Below are 15794 nucleotides of genomic sequence, written 5' to 3' on the forward strand. Positions count from 1 at the left end.
CACCCTCGATCGGATTGGTGGTGTAAATAACCTTGCGGATTACCTGATCGTATTCAAAGAATGCCGAGAGGTTGACCCAGTTGTCCAGCCAGGACTTACAGCTCAGGGGATATTTCTTACCCCATTTCTCTTCAAACTCCAGCAATCTTTCATATCCCTGCTGTTCGTTATTTGCCTGATAGATCGGTTTCATATCTGCCATTACGGCCTTCTTGTCTTTCTCAGGAACATAACGCATGGACGAACGGATCTGGTGAACAATGCATAGCTGCACCCTGGTCCGGGGAAAGATTGACTCCACAGCTTCAGGGAAGCCCTTGAGTCCATCAATGCAGGCGATCAGGATATCTTCCACACCACGTGTTTTCAGATCGGTAAGCACCGACAGCCAGAATTTAGCCCCTTCATTTTCGGAGGTATAAAGGCCTAGCACATCTTTCTTACCCTCAATATCCACACCCAGTATATTGTAGATGGCGCGGGTTTCCACCGCTCCGTTTACCCTGACTTTGAAGAACATGCAATCCAGGAACACAAAGGGATATACGGCCTCCAATGGCCTGTTACGCCATTCCTGTACCGCAGGCAATACACTATCTGTAATCCGTGAGATCTCAGCCGCAGAGATGTCCATGGCATACATTTCCTGCACATAATCACGCATGGCACGCGTACTCATGCCCATGGCATACATCGAGAGAATGTTCCCTTCCAGTTCCTCGGTAATGATCAGCTGGCGCTTGGGAACAACTTTTGGCTCAAAGGTACCCAGACGGTCACGCCCGGTTTCAAGTTCAAATTCTCCTGAACTCAGGCTACGTACGGTCTTTTTACTTTTGCCGTTTTTACGGTTAGCCTGACCGGCCAGCTTACTCTCGGAAATGTGATGCTCCAGTTCACCGGTCATCATCGATTCCAGAAAATGTTTCATCATCGGAGCCAGTACACCATCAGTGCCGGTCATCTTTTTGCCGGCATATAAGCCTGCTATAGCTTCTTTCTTGAAGCTTTCAAAGTCAAAGTCTTCTTGTGTTGCCATTGTTTATGTCGATAGTTTAAAGTTACACTATTGACACAGTTCGGGAAACACCCTCACGATTTTTAACCCTGCAGTAAATGACCCGCTTATGTACGAGCCGCACAACATTCATATTACGGAAGCAAAGAAACTTCACAAATATCTACCCGATTTTCACTTCGATTTTGAAAGATACTTTTACCAACTCGATTGTTTCCAGGCTTGAATTAATCAATTCAATCCAATTGCCGCCAACGGGACGTCGCAAATAGTAATCTGTATGATATACGGGGATAAGATCAAGAAAATATATTTAATTATCTTTCTCCTTTCAAACGAAGCTTGCGCATATCCGGAAACCTTGCTGAACCACTTGCTGCAATGAGAATTGCATCGGCAACAGCGACATATTAGCGGCTTTCACCTTCCTTCAAAACTTTAATAGTTAGTGTTCAGATTCCAAAACGTATTAAACATTTTTTGGCTTATTTCGCATTACGGCTAGCCGCAATAAGCTTGTATCGACCATTCGCAAACCTATTAAAAGCTACCATGTATATGATGCAAATAGGAACGCTACCAAAGATGGACGAACCAATCTTGATCTGATGCAACAGGTCAGAAGTTGAAAAAGACAAGCAATCCGCTGACCTTGAACAGTGATACGGAGAAAAATTGGGCCTGAGCCACTTTTTTTGATGTTTTGCTTCTTCATGTAGAAGAGCAGACGGAAATTGATTCGCATAAATGCAATCGATAAAAGGTGAACAAATCGCGTCCCGACCGTCAAGAGCGAGCTGCATCGCGATCAAGGGGAACCTTTTTGCACGATACAAATATCGATTTGCCGCCAATCTCCATCAAGATGTTTAGCTGCAAAACATGTTGATATACAATGTCTTAAAAGCTATTCGGTGCTGCGAAAATCAGCGCAGTTCCGAAGCACCGAATCAGACACCTCAAGGATGGGATTTGGTGCAAATTCTGGCACAGTCCAAAAACAAAAAACCCCGCAGATGATGTCATTTGCAGGGTTTTAAGCCATTTTGAGGTGTTTTTCAGTGATCCCGCTGGGACTCGAACCCAGGACCCCAACATTAAAAGTGTTATGCTCTACCGGCTGAGCTACGGAATCAACTTTGTTGGTAACCTTTAACCGTTTCCTTTAAAGTGGTGCAAATATAGTGAGCCAGCCTATTCCCTGCAAATCAAGACCGCATTTTTATTGTAAATAGGGGATAGGGAGTTGATTTTTAGGGGAATTAATTTTTAAACCGATGGCTTGTCAGATACGTTTGACGGGAGTAATTATCGTCAAGTGGGCAGCTCCTGGCTTCGCACGCTCGCTGCAGCAATCACTTTCCAGCCGGCAGACACCCGTTTCCACACCCGGGTGAAGCTAACCCGCTCATCAAACGCCTGCCCCCCGTAAGTGCCGGTAATGCGTTTCTTTACGGCAACGACCGCACAATCGTTGCTCAGGCGGATCTGCTGATCCGATGTCCCGATGTGCTCGATCTTCAGATTGCCCGTCCGGTGACTTTCGAGATCCATTTCTTTGGTCATTACCTGTGCAAGGTGGTTGGTGAACAGCAGCTCGTCATGCAGCAGTTCATCAAGCAATGCTACGTCGCTGTTTTTGATGGCGCCAATCAGTTTTTCTTCCAGGTCGGCGATGTTTTGAGGCTGTATCATAGGGATTGGTTTTTACTAAGGTAATGAAATAGATTTGAGACGTGGCAGTAGTATACAGGTATTCGTAGTTCGTATTCAGACGCCCAGGGCTTTGATCTTTAAACTTTTCACTTCAAACTCAGAGCGGTCTTTCGTCGTGGTGCCTTTTTTCTTTGATCTCATTGAGGGGTTAGGCGCCCGGGCTTTGGACTTTCAACTTTTCACTTTAAACTCAGAGCCAGACTTACAACTTAATACCTACAACTTAAAACCCCACCAACCTTGGCTCGCGGCTCAACCAGGGCCCACCTTCCGGCGCTTCCAAACACTTCGTGTAACAACCACACTAAGTTTCGCGAATCACTTGTAAAATCGTTAAACTAATGATATGTTTAAGGCTTAAACCAAATAATCAATCTAATCACATAATAATTTCGATGGACAAACTACAAACACTCGATTATGTTGTATTCCTATTTTACTTCATAATCGTTTCGGGCTATGGTTTTTGGATCTATAAAAAGAAGAAAAAAGACCATGCCGACTCTGCCGATTACTTCCTGGCCGAAGGATCGCTTACCTGGTGGGCAATTGGTGCTTCCCTGATCGCTTCAAACATCTCAGCCGAACAAATGATTGGTATGAGCGGCTCGGGTTTCAAACTCGGACTGGCTATTTCAGCATACGAATGGATGGCGGCAGCCACGCTGATTATTGTGGCCATCTTCTTTATGCCTGTCTACCTGAAGAACAAAATTTTCACCATGCCACAGTTCCTGCATCAGCGGTACAACGGCACGGTAGCCATGATTATGGCGGTTTTCTGGCTTATGCTCTACATTGTCGTTAACCTGATGTCTATCCTTTATCTTGGTGCACTGGCCATTAGCGGTATCTCAGGTATCAGCATTACCGTATGTATTTTCGCACTTGCCATTTTTGCCATTTTTATCACCCTCGGGGGGATGAAGGTAATTGGGTATACGGATGTGATCCAGGTCTTTTTCCTGGTGCTTGGCGGCCTTGTTGCTACTTATCTGGCACTTAACCTCATTTCAGGCAACGGCGGCATCGGTAAAGGTTTTGCCATTCTGCAGGAGGGTGCTTCAGAACATTTCCACCTCATCTTCGAAAAAGACAATCCGAATTATATCGATCTGCCTGGTTTGAGCGTGTTGATTGGTGGTATGTGGATCGCCAACCTGAGCTACTGGGGCTGTAATCAATACATTACACAGCGCGCCCTTGGTGCAAGCCTGCCCGTGGCACGCTCCGGACTTCTTTTCGCTGCCTTTTTGAAGATGCTGATGCCGGTTATCGTAGTAATTCCGGGAATCGCGGTTTATTACATAATTAAAAACAATACGGGTGGCATTAATCCGGATGCGCTTCTTACTTCGGGCGGCGTGCAGGACCCGAACAAGGCTTATCCCGCGTTGCTTGGTCTGCTGCCTATCGGTCTCAAAGGTCTGTCATTTGCTGCCCTGACAGCAGCCATCGTAGCTTCACTCGCAGGTAAAGCAAACTCGATCGCAACGATCTTTACGCTCGATATCTATAAAAAAGCATTCGCACCCGCCGCCAGCGAAAAGCGCCTGGTAGGTGTGGGTAAAGTAGCGGTTGTCGTGTCCATGCTTCTGGCGGTTCTGCTATCGCTGGTCATTGGCGATGCGCTGATGGGAGAAGGTAAACAAGGTTTCCAATACATCCAGGAGTACACCGGTTTTGTATCGCCGGGTATTTTCGCCATGTTTATTCTTGGTTTCTTCTGGAAAAAGACGACTTCAAACGCAGCGCTGTTTGCAACAATAGGCGGATTCATTTTTTCAGTTCTTCTCAAATTCCTTCCGATGTGGATGGACCTATCTTTTCTTTACGAAATCGGCTGGTCCGTACCAAATGCAGCAGGGGTCTACGAAATTCCGTTTATGGACCGGATGCTGATCGTGTTTGTGTTGTGTATTCTCGGCATGTTCATTATCAGTAAAGTAGAAAACGCCCGGGGAGTTAAACCGAACGGGCTCGAAGTAGATGCATCAATGTTTAAAGTATCAACCTCATTTGCGGTCGGCTCGCTGCTGATTGTAGGGCTGCTGGTTGCTCTTTATTCTGTGTATTGGTAGCTGCTTTATCTTTCATAATAAAGGTCCTGGTTAGCAATCAGGGCCTTTTTTTGTGCAATTTAGCCGATTTTATCAGGCAGCATCTTCACTACAGTCCGATAAATACCCGTCGTTGAGCCTGCTGGCTACCGGCTATTTTACGAAACATCACTTTTTACCTGAGCGATCAATAAAACGCAAAATTCCAACCCTTGGTGAAGCGCAGTCTGGAATCGAGAAACGGTAAAATCGTACAATAATTAGCCAAAACCGGTCAATGCGAAGTGGGTAAATCCCGCTTTATTTGTAACAACCAATGATAACCGAGAGCAAAGCACATGCTGGCAGGCGGGGCAAAATCGGGCTGTTCGTGCCCTGTTACGTTGACCAGTTTTATCCATCAGCGGCTATAGCCACCCTCAACCTCCTTGAAAAGCTGGGTTATGACGTCGGGTTTCCGTCAGGACAGACTTGTTGCGGGCAACCACTGGCTAATTCAGGTTACGAGCACCTTACCGCACCCGTAAATAACCATTTCATATCCCTGTTTGCAGGTTACGACTATATTGTCGGCCCCTCCGGAAGTTGCGTGCTGCACATCAAAGAACACTTGCATGGCATGCAGGAGGCCGAAGCCGCGAGAATCAGAAGCCGGGTTTTCGAATTGGTTGAGTTCCTGACGGATGTTGCAAAGGTGAACAGTTTGCGGGCTCATTTCCCATACCGTGTGGGCCTGCACCAGAGTTGTCATGGGCAACGTGGTCTTGGTCTGTCGTCAATGAGCGAACGTACGCTGCCGGCTTTCTCAAAACCCGCGCAGCTGCTGTCGCTTGTGGCAGGTCTTGAGCTGGTGCCACTTGACAGAATTGACGAGTGCTGTGGTTTCGGCGGTACGTTTTGCGTAACCGAAGAGGCTGTTTCTGCCAAAATGGGAAAAGACCGGGTTGCAGATCATCTGAAAAACGGCGCCGAATACATTACAGGGGCAGACTTATCCTGCCTTATGCACATGGAAGGCATTCTGAAGCGTCAGAAGAGTCAGGTAAAGGTTCTGCACATTGCCGAGATCCTGAATGCGGAAACCATACATGCAACCGTTTGACAGCTATGGGAAATACAGCGTATAAAGATCATGCGGCATTATCGGCCGGATTTAACCGTGATGAGGGCCGGGTCGACTGGCACGATCAGACACTGTGGTTTGTCAGACAGAAGCGAGACCGCCTCTCGCAGGGCATTCCGGATTGGGAAGACCTTCGCGAAGCTGCATCGGCCATTAAAAGCCACACCTTAAGCAACATTGACACCTACCTCGAAACATTTGAAAAAAATGCCCTGGCCAATGGCATACATATTCATTGGGCACCCGATGCTGTCAGCCATAACCAAACCGTTCTGGAAATTCTGCAGCGGCATAACATTTCGCAGCTGGTAAAAAGCAAATCGATGCTCACAGAAGAATGTCACCTGAACGACTTTCTGGAGCAACGCGGTCTGGAGGTAACCGATACCGACCTTGGCGAACGTATTGTACAGCTGGCCAAAGAGCCGCCAAGTCATATCGTGCTGCCCTGTATACACAAGAAAAAAGAAGAAATAGGGGAGCTGTTTCACGTACACCTGGGCACACCGGCAGGCCTTGCAGATCCGCAGCAGCTTACAGAGGCCGCCAGGCAGGATCTGCGTAAACGTTTCCTGACCCGCAGAGCCGCATTAACAGGTGTTAACTTCGCTATTGCCGAAACCGGTGAGTTTGTAGTCTGCACAAACGAGGGGAATGCAGACATGGGTGCTCACCTGGCCGACGTGCATATTGCAAGTATGGGCTTCGAAAAAGTAATTCCCGGCCGCAAGGAGCTCGGCATATTTCTTCGGCTGCTCGCGCGAAGTGCCACCGGACAGCCCATTACGACCTATTCAAGTCATTTTGCGCGACCGCGCGATGGGCAGGAGCTGCATCTGATCCTGGTTGATAACGGCCGGAGCAGACAGCTCGGGCGGGACGATTTTCGTGCTTCCCTGAAATGTATCCGCTGTGGCGCATGCATGAACACCTGCCCGGTTTACCGGCGCAGCGGTGGTCACAGTTACCATACGGCTGTCGCAGGGCCGATCGGCTCCATCCTTGCTCCAAACCTGGATATGGCGCAGTTTAAAGATCTGCCGTTTGCATCCACGCTCTGCGGTTCCTGTTCGAACGTGTGCCCTGTCAAGATCAATATTCACGAGCAGCTTTACAAGTGGCGACAGGTACTGGTCCGGCACGGTCATACTGATACAAAAAAGACTGCGGCGATGAAAGCAATGGCCTATACGCTGTCGCGGCCGGCGCTGCTGAACTTTGCAGGAAAGTCGCTCCGTTTTGCCCTTCGGTATGCACCACTGGCCATCAACAATCCGCTAAACCCATGGTATCGGCAGCGGGACATGCCGGCAGCTCCGGCTGAGACCTTCGCTGCCTGGTATCATAAAAACAGGAAAGGAGCAAACCGATGACCCGCCGGGAAATCTTTCTTGATAATGTCCGGAAGAACAAGCCCAAATCGCTTCCCTTGCCAGCGCAATTTGAACCCGACCGAAACCTTTTTGCAGATCCGGTGGAAAGTTTTGTGCGCATGGCGGAAACGGTGGGAACGAAGGTTCTGCGGGTAAATAACGAAACGGCTGTACGGGACTATGTGGAAACGGAATTGCCTGTCAAGGGCCGCGTGATAAGTCCGATGGAAGTTCTTGCCGGACTTGCAGAGCCGGTTCCCCCCGGCCTGCCTCATATGCTGCAAGATTGTGAATATGCCATTTTGCGGGGCAGGATAGGCGTGGCAGAAAATGCCGCAATCTGGCTCACAGACCAGGATATGGGCCAGCGGGTATTGCCGTTTATTACGCAGCACCTGTGCCTGGTACTTGCTGAAGATGAAGTTGTAGCGTTGATGCCGGATGCCTATGCACAAATTGCAGATGACGCATATGGTTTTGGCACCTTCATAGCCGGACCTTCAAAAACCGCAGACATCGAACAATCGCTCGTGATCGGTGCGCACGGGGCAAGAAGCCTGACCATCCTGCTTATGAACAGGAACGCATCGCGCGGAGCAGACCAGTTGATGTTTGCTGGTCATAATAACCACATGAGCCAATAAAAATCATAAATTGAAGAATAAAGCAGGTTAAAAACCAATATTGACATGATGTTTTCCCTTAAAGATAAAAGAGCAGTGGTAACCGGTGGCGGAAGCGGCATTGGCCAGGCCATTGCATCGGTTCTTGCCGCCCAGGGTGCTGAGGTGCATATCATTGAGCTGAGTGCGGAAGCTGCCGCCCAGACACTTGAAAAGATTCTGAACACCGGTCAAAAGGCTTATGCGCATGCCTGTAATGTAGCCGATCAGGCAGCCGTTGTGCGTGTATTCGAATCAATCGGACCGTTCAATATTCTGATCAACAACGCCGGGATAGCCCATATAGGGAAAGCTGACACAACGCAGGAGGCTGACTTTGATCGTGTTATGCAGGTCAACGTAAAGGGGGTCTACAATTGCCTGTACGCCGGCATCCGGCAGCTGCGAATGGCGGGCGGTGGGGTAATCTTAAACATGGCCTCTATAGCTGCCCTGATCGGTTTACCTGACCGGTTTGCCTACAGCGCGGCTAAAGGTGCCGTAAAGGCCATTACGATGAGTGTTGCCAAAGATTATATCGGCGAAAACATCCGCTGCAACTCGATCTCACCGGCACGGGTACACACGCCGTTTGTAGACGGTTTTCTGGAGAAAAATTATCCCGACCGCATACCGGAGATGTTTGAAAAACTCAGCAAAACGCAACCTATTGGCCGTATGGCGCAGCCTGACGAGGTCGCCGCACTGGCCCTGTACCTCTGCAGTGATGAGGCTGCATTCATCACCGGGGTCGACTACCCGATAGATGGTGGCTTTACAACCTTGAATAATTAAATTAGCATAAAACTTATAGCATGAAACTCATCAGATACGGCGAGCCCGGGAAGGAAAAACCAGGTGTAATGGTTGGTGAACAACTGTTCGATGTTTCCACCTATGTAGCCGATTACAACGAAGACTTTTTTGGCGGCGACGGACTCGAATCGCTCCGTACGGCCGTTGCAGCCGGAAACCTGACCGAAATACCTGCGGGCGCCCGGCTCGGCGCGCCGCTTGCAAGGCCATCTAAAATTATATGCGTGGGCCTCAACTACATGGACCATGCAAGTGAAACAAACGCTGCAATTCCGGCAGAGCCGATCCTGTTCTTTAAATCGACATCAGCATTGGTGGGTCCGAATGACGATCTGATCATTCCGAAGAATAGTGAAAAGACCGACTGGGAGGTCGAACTGGCTATTGTGATTGGTAAAAAAGCCAGTTATGTTGATGAGGCTGAGGCATTAAATCATGTTGCCGGCTACACGCTGCACAACGATTACAGCGAACGCGCATTTCAGCTGGAGCGAAACGGGCAGTGGGTAAAAGGAAAGAGCTGTGATACATTTGCACCGGTCGGACCTTTCATCGCTACGCCCGACGAAATTGCAGACGTACACAACCTGCGCCTGTGGCTAAGCGTAAACGGAGAAATGATGCAGGATGGCAACACGTCAAACCTGATCTTCAATATTCCATTTGTGGTATCGTACATCAGTCAGTTCATGACGCTCCTTCCCGGCGATCTGATCACAACCGGCACACCGGCAGGCGTTGGGCTCGGCCAGAAACCCGAACCCTGGTACCTCAAACCCGGCGACATAGTTGAACTTGGTATCGACGGCCTGGGCAGCAGTCGCCAGGTAGCAAAAGCTTACGGCACCTAAAACTTTCCGGGCATGAACAGGTACTGTCTTACGTTAGATCTGATCGATGATCCGGAGCTGATTCGTGCTTATGACGAGCACCACGCCTCAGTCTGGCCGGGGGTGCTGGAAAGCATCAAACATTCAGGAATCCTGACCATGGCTATTTACAGGTTCGGCAACAGGCTGGTGATGATCATCGAGGCCGCCGAAGATTTCTCATTCGAAGAAAAGGCGGCGGCTGATGCGGCAAATGAAGTTGTACAGGAGTGGGAAAGACTGATGTGGACTTACCAGCAGCAATTGCCCGGAAGTAAACCCGGCGAGAAATGGGTGCTGATGAACAAAATTTTTGAGTACAAATGATCGATAGTCACGTTCACTTCTGGAATTATGACCCCGTCAGGGATGCGTGGATTACCACAGATATGCAGTTGATCCGCCGGGATTTTCTGCCTGCCGATTTTCGGGCAGCAAATGCGGAGGCGGGATGCATTGCCGTTCAGGCCAGCCAGAGTGAGGCCGAAACAGACTTCCTGTTACAGCTGGCCGGAGAAGATGATGTGATACGCGGTATTGTTGGCTGGGTAGACCTGAGGGCTGCCGACGTAGGCGAACGACTGGCGTATTACCGGCAGTTTCCAATTATCAGAGGTTTCCGTCATGTGGTGCAGGGCGAACCGGCTGGTTTCCTGCTGCGACCCGAATTCCTGAACGGTATTCGCGAACTTACCGGGGCCGGCTTTACCTATGATATCCTGGTCTATCATCACCAGCTTGATGACGTAATCCGCTTTCTGGAGCAGTTTCCCGGACAGCGTTTCGTTATTGATCATGGCGCAAAACCGGGCATCGCAGCCGGCCTGATCGATGATTGGGCGGAAAAGATGCGAACCATAGCGCAGCATCCTGCTATCTATTGCAAGGCGTCAGGCTTGCTTACCGAAGCTGACTGGGCCCGCTGGAAACCGGAAACAATTTTTCCTTACCTTGATGTTCTTTTTGACTGTTTCGGTTCCCGGCGACTCATGTTTGGCAGCGACTGGCCCGTGGTGCAGGTAGCCGGCGGGTACAGGGCCTGGCTTGCTTTGCTTCAGGACTATCTGAAAGACTTTTCAGAACCGGATAAACGCGCTTTTTTTTCTGACAACGCAACTGCATTTTATAAACTATCGTGAGCTATGGATCTGAACCTGCGTGACAAAATATTTATCGTAACGGGTGGAGCCAAAGGAATCGGCGCTTCGATAGTAGGCCTGCTTGCAGATGAAGGGGCCATACCGGTCATTGTTGGTCGCAATGCGGCAGACAATGCTGCGCTGACCCGGAAACTGGAATCTCAGGGCCTTAAAGCAGACTTTGTGACAGCTGAATTAAATATCCCGGAATCCTGTGCAGCCGTTGTCGCGGAAGTCATGCGGCGATTTGGCAGAATAGACGGCTTGGTGAATAATGCCGGCCACAACGATGGCGTAGGTCTCGAAAATGGCAACTATCAATCATTTATCGCATCGCTGCATAAAAGCCTGGTGCATTATTACCTGCTTGCCCAGGCCGCGCTGCCCGCGTTGAAAGCGAGTCATGGCACCATTCTGAACATCAGCAGCAAAACTGCAGAAACCGGGCAGGGGGGCACTTCGGGTTATGCGGCGGCCAATGGGGGGCGCAATGCCCTGACGCGCGAGTGGGCGGTTGAATTACTGCCATATGGCATCCGGGTGAACGCGATCGTAGTAAGCGAATGCTGGACACCCCAATATGAAGCCTGGGTGCATAGTTTTGAAGGCGGACAGGAAAAATTAGCGGAAATTCAGAAGCGTATTCCCCTCGGACAGCGAATGACCAGCAGCGAGGAAATTGCCAATACCGCGGCTTTCCTGTTGTCAGACCGTTCAAGTCACACCACCGGACAATTGCTGCATATTGACGGCGGTTATGTGCATTTAGATCGCGCCATCCGCTAACGGCGGCTATGGTTTCGTTTCCAGTGCGGCTTTTGAGAAATAAATTTTCAAACTTCAGCACTTCATTTGCGATTTAAACGATTAAGCCTATATTTATCGAATGAAGAGAGTATCTATCAAAGATATTGCCCAGGCTGTGGGAGTTTCTACCGCATTGGTGTCTTACGTGCTTAATAACAAGGAGAAAGAAGCACGCGTAGGGCAGAAGATTGCAGAAGTGATCCGCCTGAAGGCCAAAGAACTCGGCTATCAGCCCAATCAGATTGCCAAAAGCCTGAAAACCGGGCGTTCACAGACCATCGGTCTTATCGTTGCCGATATTTCCAATCCGTTTTTTGCAAACATTGCCCGCACGATAGAAGACGAAGCGAAAAAATACAATTATACCGTGATCTTCGGCAGTTCTGACGAAGCTGCAGACAAGTCACAAAACCTGATCAATATCCTGCTCGAGCGGCAGGTTGATGGTTTTATCATTGCGCCTACCGAAGGTTCTGAAGAACAGATCCGAAGTCTGCAGGAACAGCACATTCCCTTTGTGCTTATTGACAGGTATTTTCCTGAGATCAGCACCAATTTCGTCGTCACAAATAATTATCAGGCTTCTTATCACGCTGTCAAACACCTGGCTCGAAGTGGCCGGAGAAAGATTGCCATGATTGCGTACAAAAGTGGACTGGTGCACATGAAAGAACGCGAAAAGGGATATCTTGACGCGCTTGCTGATAGCGGCATGGAGTCCGGACAGGGCCTCGTTAAGGAGATCAGCTATAACTTTATTCAGCAGGAAGTTGGCGAGGTAATGGGACAACTGATGAAAGATCATCCTGATATAGACGCCTTCTTTTTTGGCAGCAACGCCCTCTCTATGGGTGGCCTGCGTTTCCTGAACAGAAACAACTACCGCATTCCTGACGATGTTTCTGTGGTCTGTTTTGACGAGAGCGAGGCATTCGATCTCTTTTATGCACCCTTAACCTTCGTGAATCAGCCCCTGCTTGAAATGGGGAAGGAGGCCATCCGGATTCTGGCCGGTCAGATTAGTGACAGAGCGGCGGCCCTTGAGCAGGTTTTCGTAGACTCTGCACTCATTGTACGTACTGATAAGTAACCAACCATTGCCGTTTGCCGGCGTAAACCAGATATGAACCGAATTTTCCTGAGCATTTGCCTGGCATTTGCATTTTTTAGCGCCTCTGGCAGGCAGCATAGCTTACGCTCGCCAGACGGAAAGATTGTTTTCAGGCTTGACAACCGTAAGACACCGGCTTACACTGTATCCTTTCGTAAAGCGGAGCTTGTCTCCAGGTCAACGCTGTCTTTTAATTTCGCCGATGGCGGATTATTCAGTGAAAACATCGCGATAAGCAAACCACGCATGCGGCGAGCCGTTGATAAGTACCGGTTGCATGTAGGCAAGGCCTCTTCGGTCGCTATCAGCTATAATGAGATGACTGTCGATTTGCAGGAGCAGACCGGACGCAAACGCCGGGTAACTTTCACAGTCAGGGCTTTTGATGATGGAATTGCATTCAGGTATACCTTCCCTGAGCAGGCAGCAAAGCTGGATATTATTGAAGAACACACGGCATTTAATTTTTCAGGGAATCCGCAAAGCCTCACGCTTTCTTTCGCCAATTCACACAACAGCCACGAGGGTTTGTACCGCCGTTCCAATGTCCAGGCGTTAAGTGCAGACAGCCTCATCGATCTTCCGGCACTTTTTACATATCCGGGCAAAATTTATGTAGCCGTTACGGAAGCCAACCTGCGCAATTACGCCGGAATGTACCTGCGTAAAACCGGATCTGCACTGCAGAGCTCGCTGTCGCCGCTGCCCGATAGCAAAGATGTGAAGGTGCGTACAAAACTGCCGCAAAGCAGTCCCTGGCGGGTCATGCTGATCAGCGATAAGGCCGGTGATTTACTTGCATCAAACATCCTGACAAGTCTGAACGAGCCGCCGGAAGCTCAGGACTGGAGCTGGCTGAAGCCTGGTAAAACCAGTTTCCATTGGTGGAATGGCGACATCCTTCCCGATACCACCTTTGCACCGGGCGCTAATTTCGAGTTCAATAAGTACTATATCGACTTCTGTGCCCGTAATAAGATCGAATACCATTCGGTTATCGGCTACGGCGGTTTTGCCTGGTATCCGAGTAACGGGCCAAACTATGGCAATCCGGGTACGTTTTCAGACCTCACGCGGAGTGTCCCCGGAATGGATATGCAGCGTATCTGCGATTATGCAAAAAGCAAAGGTGTAGGCATTCATGTCTGGCTGCATTGGCGTGCCTTATATCCGCAGATAGACAAAGCATTCGCTCAATTCGAAAAATGGGGCATCAAAGGTATGATGGTCGATTTCCTTGACCGCGATGACCAGGAAATGGTGATGATTCAGGAGGAGATTCTTAAAAAAGCCGCCAAACATCACCTGTTTATTCAGTTCCATGGCGCGTACAAGCCTACCGGCCTGAGCCGCACGTATCCAAACGAATTTACGCGTGAAGGGACGCACAACTATGAGCAGAATAAATGGTCAAAAAAGCCGCTTGATGCCGACCACGATCTGAATATTATATTTACGCGCCTTCTTGCCGGGGCTACCGATTATCATTTGGGTGGGTTCCGGGCTGCTCTGGCGGATGCCTTCAAAACGCAGTATACCCGCCCACTGACGGGTGGTACACGTGGCCATATGCTCGCCATGTATGTCGTGCTGGAAAGTTATCTGAATATGGTTGCCGACTATCCGCAGGCCTACGAGGGGCAGCCCGGTTTCGACTTCCTGAAGCTGGTGCCAACAACCTGGGATGAAACAAGGGTCCCGACGGCTGAACCCGGCAGCCATGCCGCGGTAGTAAGACGCAAAGGCAACACCTGGTACCTCGGGGCGGTGGCGGGCAATAAACCTGTTGACGTGGTTTTTAAAGCTGATTTTCTTAAACAGGGAAGCTATCGTTCAGTTACGTGGCAGGACGATCAGGACAAAAAGGATCCGAATGCTCTTAAACGTGTTGAAGCTGGAATAGAGGCGGGCGATGACATTCGTGTTTCTCTGTCTGCAGGCGGCGGGACAGTGATGATCTTCGAAAAAAACTAGTTTTTTTTCGCTGTTTCGGTAACAGGTATGTGCGGCGGATTAAAAATCCGCTTCTCAATTATCCCGATTACAAATCGGGAGGGACGGCAAAAAGGTTGCTTACCTCCGCTGTTTTACAGCTTAGGGACCTAGCCGGCTTTTTGATCAGTGATGACACTTCACCGAATTGTAGTAGGTAAGAGGGTATGTGCGGCGGATTAAAAATCCGCTTCCCGGTCATCCCGATTAGAAATCGGGAGGGACAAGTGAGACCGCTTTCTTTCGCCAGGTTTATAGCCTTTATATCGGGCCGGCCTTTTGGCCAGCAATAACACTTCACCGAATTGTAGTAGGTAAGAGGGTAGGTGCGGCGGATAAAAAATCCGCTTTCCGGTCATCCCGATTACAAATCGGGAGGGACGAACGGGAGAAAAACAAAAACTGTCGCCGGATGTTAATTTTACCTGGTCTGGTTTGCTCAGCATCAACTATTTATCATGACGAAAACACATGCCTTTGCGATAGTTTCGGTGGCCGCCGCCGTCATTTGTGTCGCGGCCTGCAGTTCTGGCGACAGCAGCAGCGGGAAAGATTCCTTATTGACCGATTCGGCTGTCGATACGACGATGACCATGGCCGATACAAGCATGAGCAGCGACAGTGCCGTTGGTGTCATGGTCGGCGGCGCAATCATGCTCCCCGCAAAAACCATCGCGGAAAATGCTGCTGAATCCAAAGACCATACAACACTCGTTTTGGCGCTTAAATCTGCCGGATATGCACAAACGCTCCGGGAAAAAGGTCCGTTCACGGTATTTGCTCCAACCGATGAAGCGTTTAACAAATTACCAAAAGCAAAGCTCGACCGGCTTTTGTCGCCGGCAGGCGCAAAAGAACTAAGATCCTTACTAGATGACCATGTCGTGCCGGGGCTCTATAAGTCGGGCGATCTGAAAGAGGGCATGGAATTGACCACAGCGGGAGGCAGTAAACTTCGTATTTCGCTCAAAGATGGCAACTGGTGGGTCAACGACGCCCGTATTACCATCCCGGATGTGGTTTCCAGCAATGGTGTTGCTTTTGTTACCGATGCTGTCCTGAATACTAAATAGGATTTTTTGTCTCTTAAGTCTTTCACATACAGATT

Annotated in this window: 14 protein-coding genes and 1 tRNA gene; 12 read left to right on the forward strand and 3 right to left on the reverse strand. The window is 49.4% G+C overall.

The window, feature by feature from the left end:
* The 3 genes from EJV45_RS02580 to EJV45_RS02590 all read right to left on the reverse strand — a co-directional run.
* Positions 1 to 1039 (reverse strand): IS256 family transposase (locus EJV45_RS02580; protein WP_129714088.1); only part of this gene is annotated, 1039 nt, incomplete at its 3' end.
* Between the two features lie 1041 nt (positions 1040 to 2080).
* A tRNA-Lys gene (locus EJV45_RS02585) sits at positions 2081 to 2153 on the reverse strand.
* A gap of 179 nt (positions 2154 to 2332) precedes the next feature.
* Entirely contained in the window at positions 2333 to 2713 is a 381-nt protein-coding gene (locus EJV45_RS02590) for a nuclear transport factor 2 family protein (RefSeq protein ID WP_129714089.1), read from the reverse strand.
* A gap of 416 nt (positions 2714 to 3129) precedes the next feature.
* Here EJV45_RS02590 and EJV45_RS02595 point away from each other — a divergent pair, with 416 nt between their 5' ends.
* The 12 genes from EJV45_RS02595 to EJV45_RS02650 all read left to right on the forward strand — a co-directional run bounded on the left by EJV45_RS02595 (position 3130) and on the right by EJV45_RS02650 (position 15759).
* Entirely contained in the window at positions 3130 to 4815 is a 1686-nt protein-coding gene (locus tag EJV45_RS02595) for a sodium/solute symporter (protein ID WP_129714090.1), read from the forward strand.
* Between the two features lie 295 nt (positions 4816 to 5110).
* A complete protein-coding gene (locus EJV45_RS02600; RefSeq protein ID WP_129714091.1) occupies positions 5111 to 5896 on the forward strand; it encodes a (Fe-S)-binding protein in 786 nt (261 codons plus the stop codon).
* Positions 5897 to 5901: 5 nt separating this feature from the next.
* Positions 5902 to 7290, forward strand: a complete 1389-nt coding sequence (locus EJV45_RS02605) for a lactate utilization protein B (protein WP_129714092.1) — start codon at positions 5902 to 5904, stop codon at positions 7288 to 7290.
* Entirely contained in the window at positions 7287 to 7934 is a 648-nt protein-coding gene (locus EJV45_RS02610) for an LUD domain-containing protein (RefSeq protein WP_129714093.1), read from the forward strand. Before EJV45_RS02605 ends, EJV45_RS02610 begins: the two co-directional genes overlap by 4 nt.
* Before the next feature lie 48 nt (positions 7935 to 7982).
* Entirely contained in the window at positions 7983 to 8747 is a 765-nt protein-coding gene (locus tag EJV45_RS02615) for an SDR family NAD(P)-dependent oxidoreductase (protein ID WP_129714189.1), read from the forward strand.
* A 20-nt stretch (positions 8748 to 8767) separates the two neighbouring features.
* Positions 8768 to 9619, forward strand: coding sequence for a fumarylacetoacetate hydrolase family protein (locus tag EJV45_RS02620; RefSeq protein ID WP_129714094.1), 852 nt, complete (start codon positions 8768 to 8770; stop codon positions 9617 to 9619).
* A 12-nt stretch (positions 9620 to 9631) separates the two neighbouring features.
* Positions 9632 to 9964, forward strand: coding sequence for an L-rhamnose mutarotase (locus EJV45_RS02625; RefSeq protein ID WP_129714095.1), 333 nt, complete (start codon positions 9632 to 9634; stop codon positions 9962 to 9964).
* Positions 9961 to 10776: an amidohydrolase gene (locus EJV45_RS02630; RefSeq protein WP_129714096.1), complete on the forward strand. Its 816-nt coding sequence runs from the start codon at positions 9961 to 9963 to the stop codon at positions 10774 to 10776. The genes EJV45_RS02625 and EJV45_RS02630 overlap by 4 nt, the downstream gene beginning before the upstream one ends.
* Before the next feature lie 3 nt (positions 10777 to 10779).
* Positions 10780 to 11562: an SDR family oxidoreductase gene (locus EJV45_RS02635; protein WP_129714097.1), complete on the forward strand. Its 783-nt coding sequence runs from the start codon at positions 10780 to 10782 to the stop codon at positions 11560 to 11562.
* A 100-nt stretch (positions 11563 to 11662) separates the two neighbouring features.
* A complete protein-coding gene (locus EJV45_RS02640) occupies positions 11663 to 12673 on the forward strand; it encodes a LacI family DNA-binding transcriptional regulator (protein WP_129714098.1) in 1011 nt (336 codons plus the stop codon).
* A gap of 33 nt (positions 12674 to 12706) precedes the next feature.
* Positions 12707 to 14668, forward strand: coding sequence for a glycoside hydrolase family 97 protein (locus EJV45_RS02645; protein ID WP_129714099.1), 1962 nt, complete (start codon positions 12707 to 12709; stop codon positions 14666 to 14668).
* 476 nt (positions 14669 to 15144) lie between these two features.
* Complete coding sequence (locus EJV45_RS02650; RefSeq protein ID WP_129714100.1) at positions 15145 to 15759, forward strand: fasciclin domain-containing protein; 615 nt, start codon at positions 15145 to 15147, stop codon at positions 15757 to 15759.
* Positions 15760 to 15794 lie beyond the last annotated feature (35 nt).

The organism is Pedobacter sp. SYP-B3415 (genome assembly GCF_004138205.1).
Classification (GTDB): Bacteria; Bacteroidota; Bacteroidia; order Sphingobacteriales; family Sphingobacteriaceae; genus Pedobacter.

Excerpts from the sequence above, each read along its gene's own strand:
- EJV45_RS02620 (WP_129714094.1), top strand. The coding sequence starts at position 8,768 with ATGAAACTCATCAGATACGGCGAGCCCGGGAAGGAAAAACCAGGTGTA.
- EJV45_RS02610 (WP_129714093.1), top strand. The coding sequence starts at position 7,287 with ATGACCCGCCGGGAAATCTTTCTTGATAATGTCCGGAAGAACAAGCCC.
- EJV45_RS02640 (WP_129714098.1), top strand. The coding sequence starts at position 11,663 with ATGAAGAGAGTATCTATCAAAGATATTGCCCAGGCTGTGGGAGTTTCT.
- EJV45_RS02645 (WP_129714099.1), top strand. The coding sequence starts at position 12,707 with ATGAACCGAATTTTCCTGAGCATTTGCCTGGCATTTGCATTTTTTAGC.
- EJV45_RS02595 (WP_129714090.1), top strand. The coding sequence starts at position 3,130 with ATGGACAAACTACAAACACTCGATTATGTTGTATTCCTATTTTACTTC.
- EJV45_RS02650 (WP_129714100.1), top strand. The coding sequence starts at position 15,145 with ATGACGAAAACACATGCCTTTGCGATAGTTTCGGTGGCCGCCGCCGTC.
- EJV45_RS02600 (WP_129714091.1), top strand. The coding sequence starts at position 5,111 with ATGATAACCGAGAGCAAAGCACATGCTGGCAGGCGGGGCAAAATCGGG.
- EJV45_RS02630 (WP_129714096.1), top strand. The coding sequence starts at position 9,961 with ATGATCGATAGTCACGTTCACTTCTGGAATTATGACCCCGTCAGGGAT.
- EJV45_RS02605 (WP_129714092.1), top strand. The coding sequence starts at position 5,902 with ATGGGAAATACAGCGTATAAAGATCATGCGGCATTATCGGCCGGATTT.
- EJV45_RS02615 (WP_129714189.1), top strand. The coding sequence starts at position 7,983 with ATGTTTTCCCTTAAAGATAAAAGAGCAGTGGTAACCGGTGGCGGAAGC.
- EJV45_RS02590 (WP_129714089.1), bottom strand. The coding sequence starts at position 2,713 with ATGATACAGCCTCAAAACATCGCCGACCTGGAAGAAAAACTGATTGGC.
- EJV45_RS02635 (WP_129714097.1), top strand. The coding sequence starts at position 10,780 with ATGGATCTGAACCTGCGTGACAAAATATTTATCGTAACGGGTGGAGCC.
- EJV45_RS02625 (WP_129714095.1), top strand. The coding sequence starts at position 9,632 with ATGAACAGGTACTGTCTTACGTTAGATCTGATCGATGATCCGGAGCTG.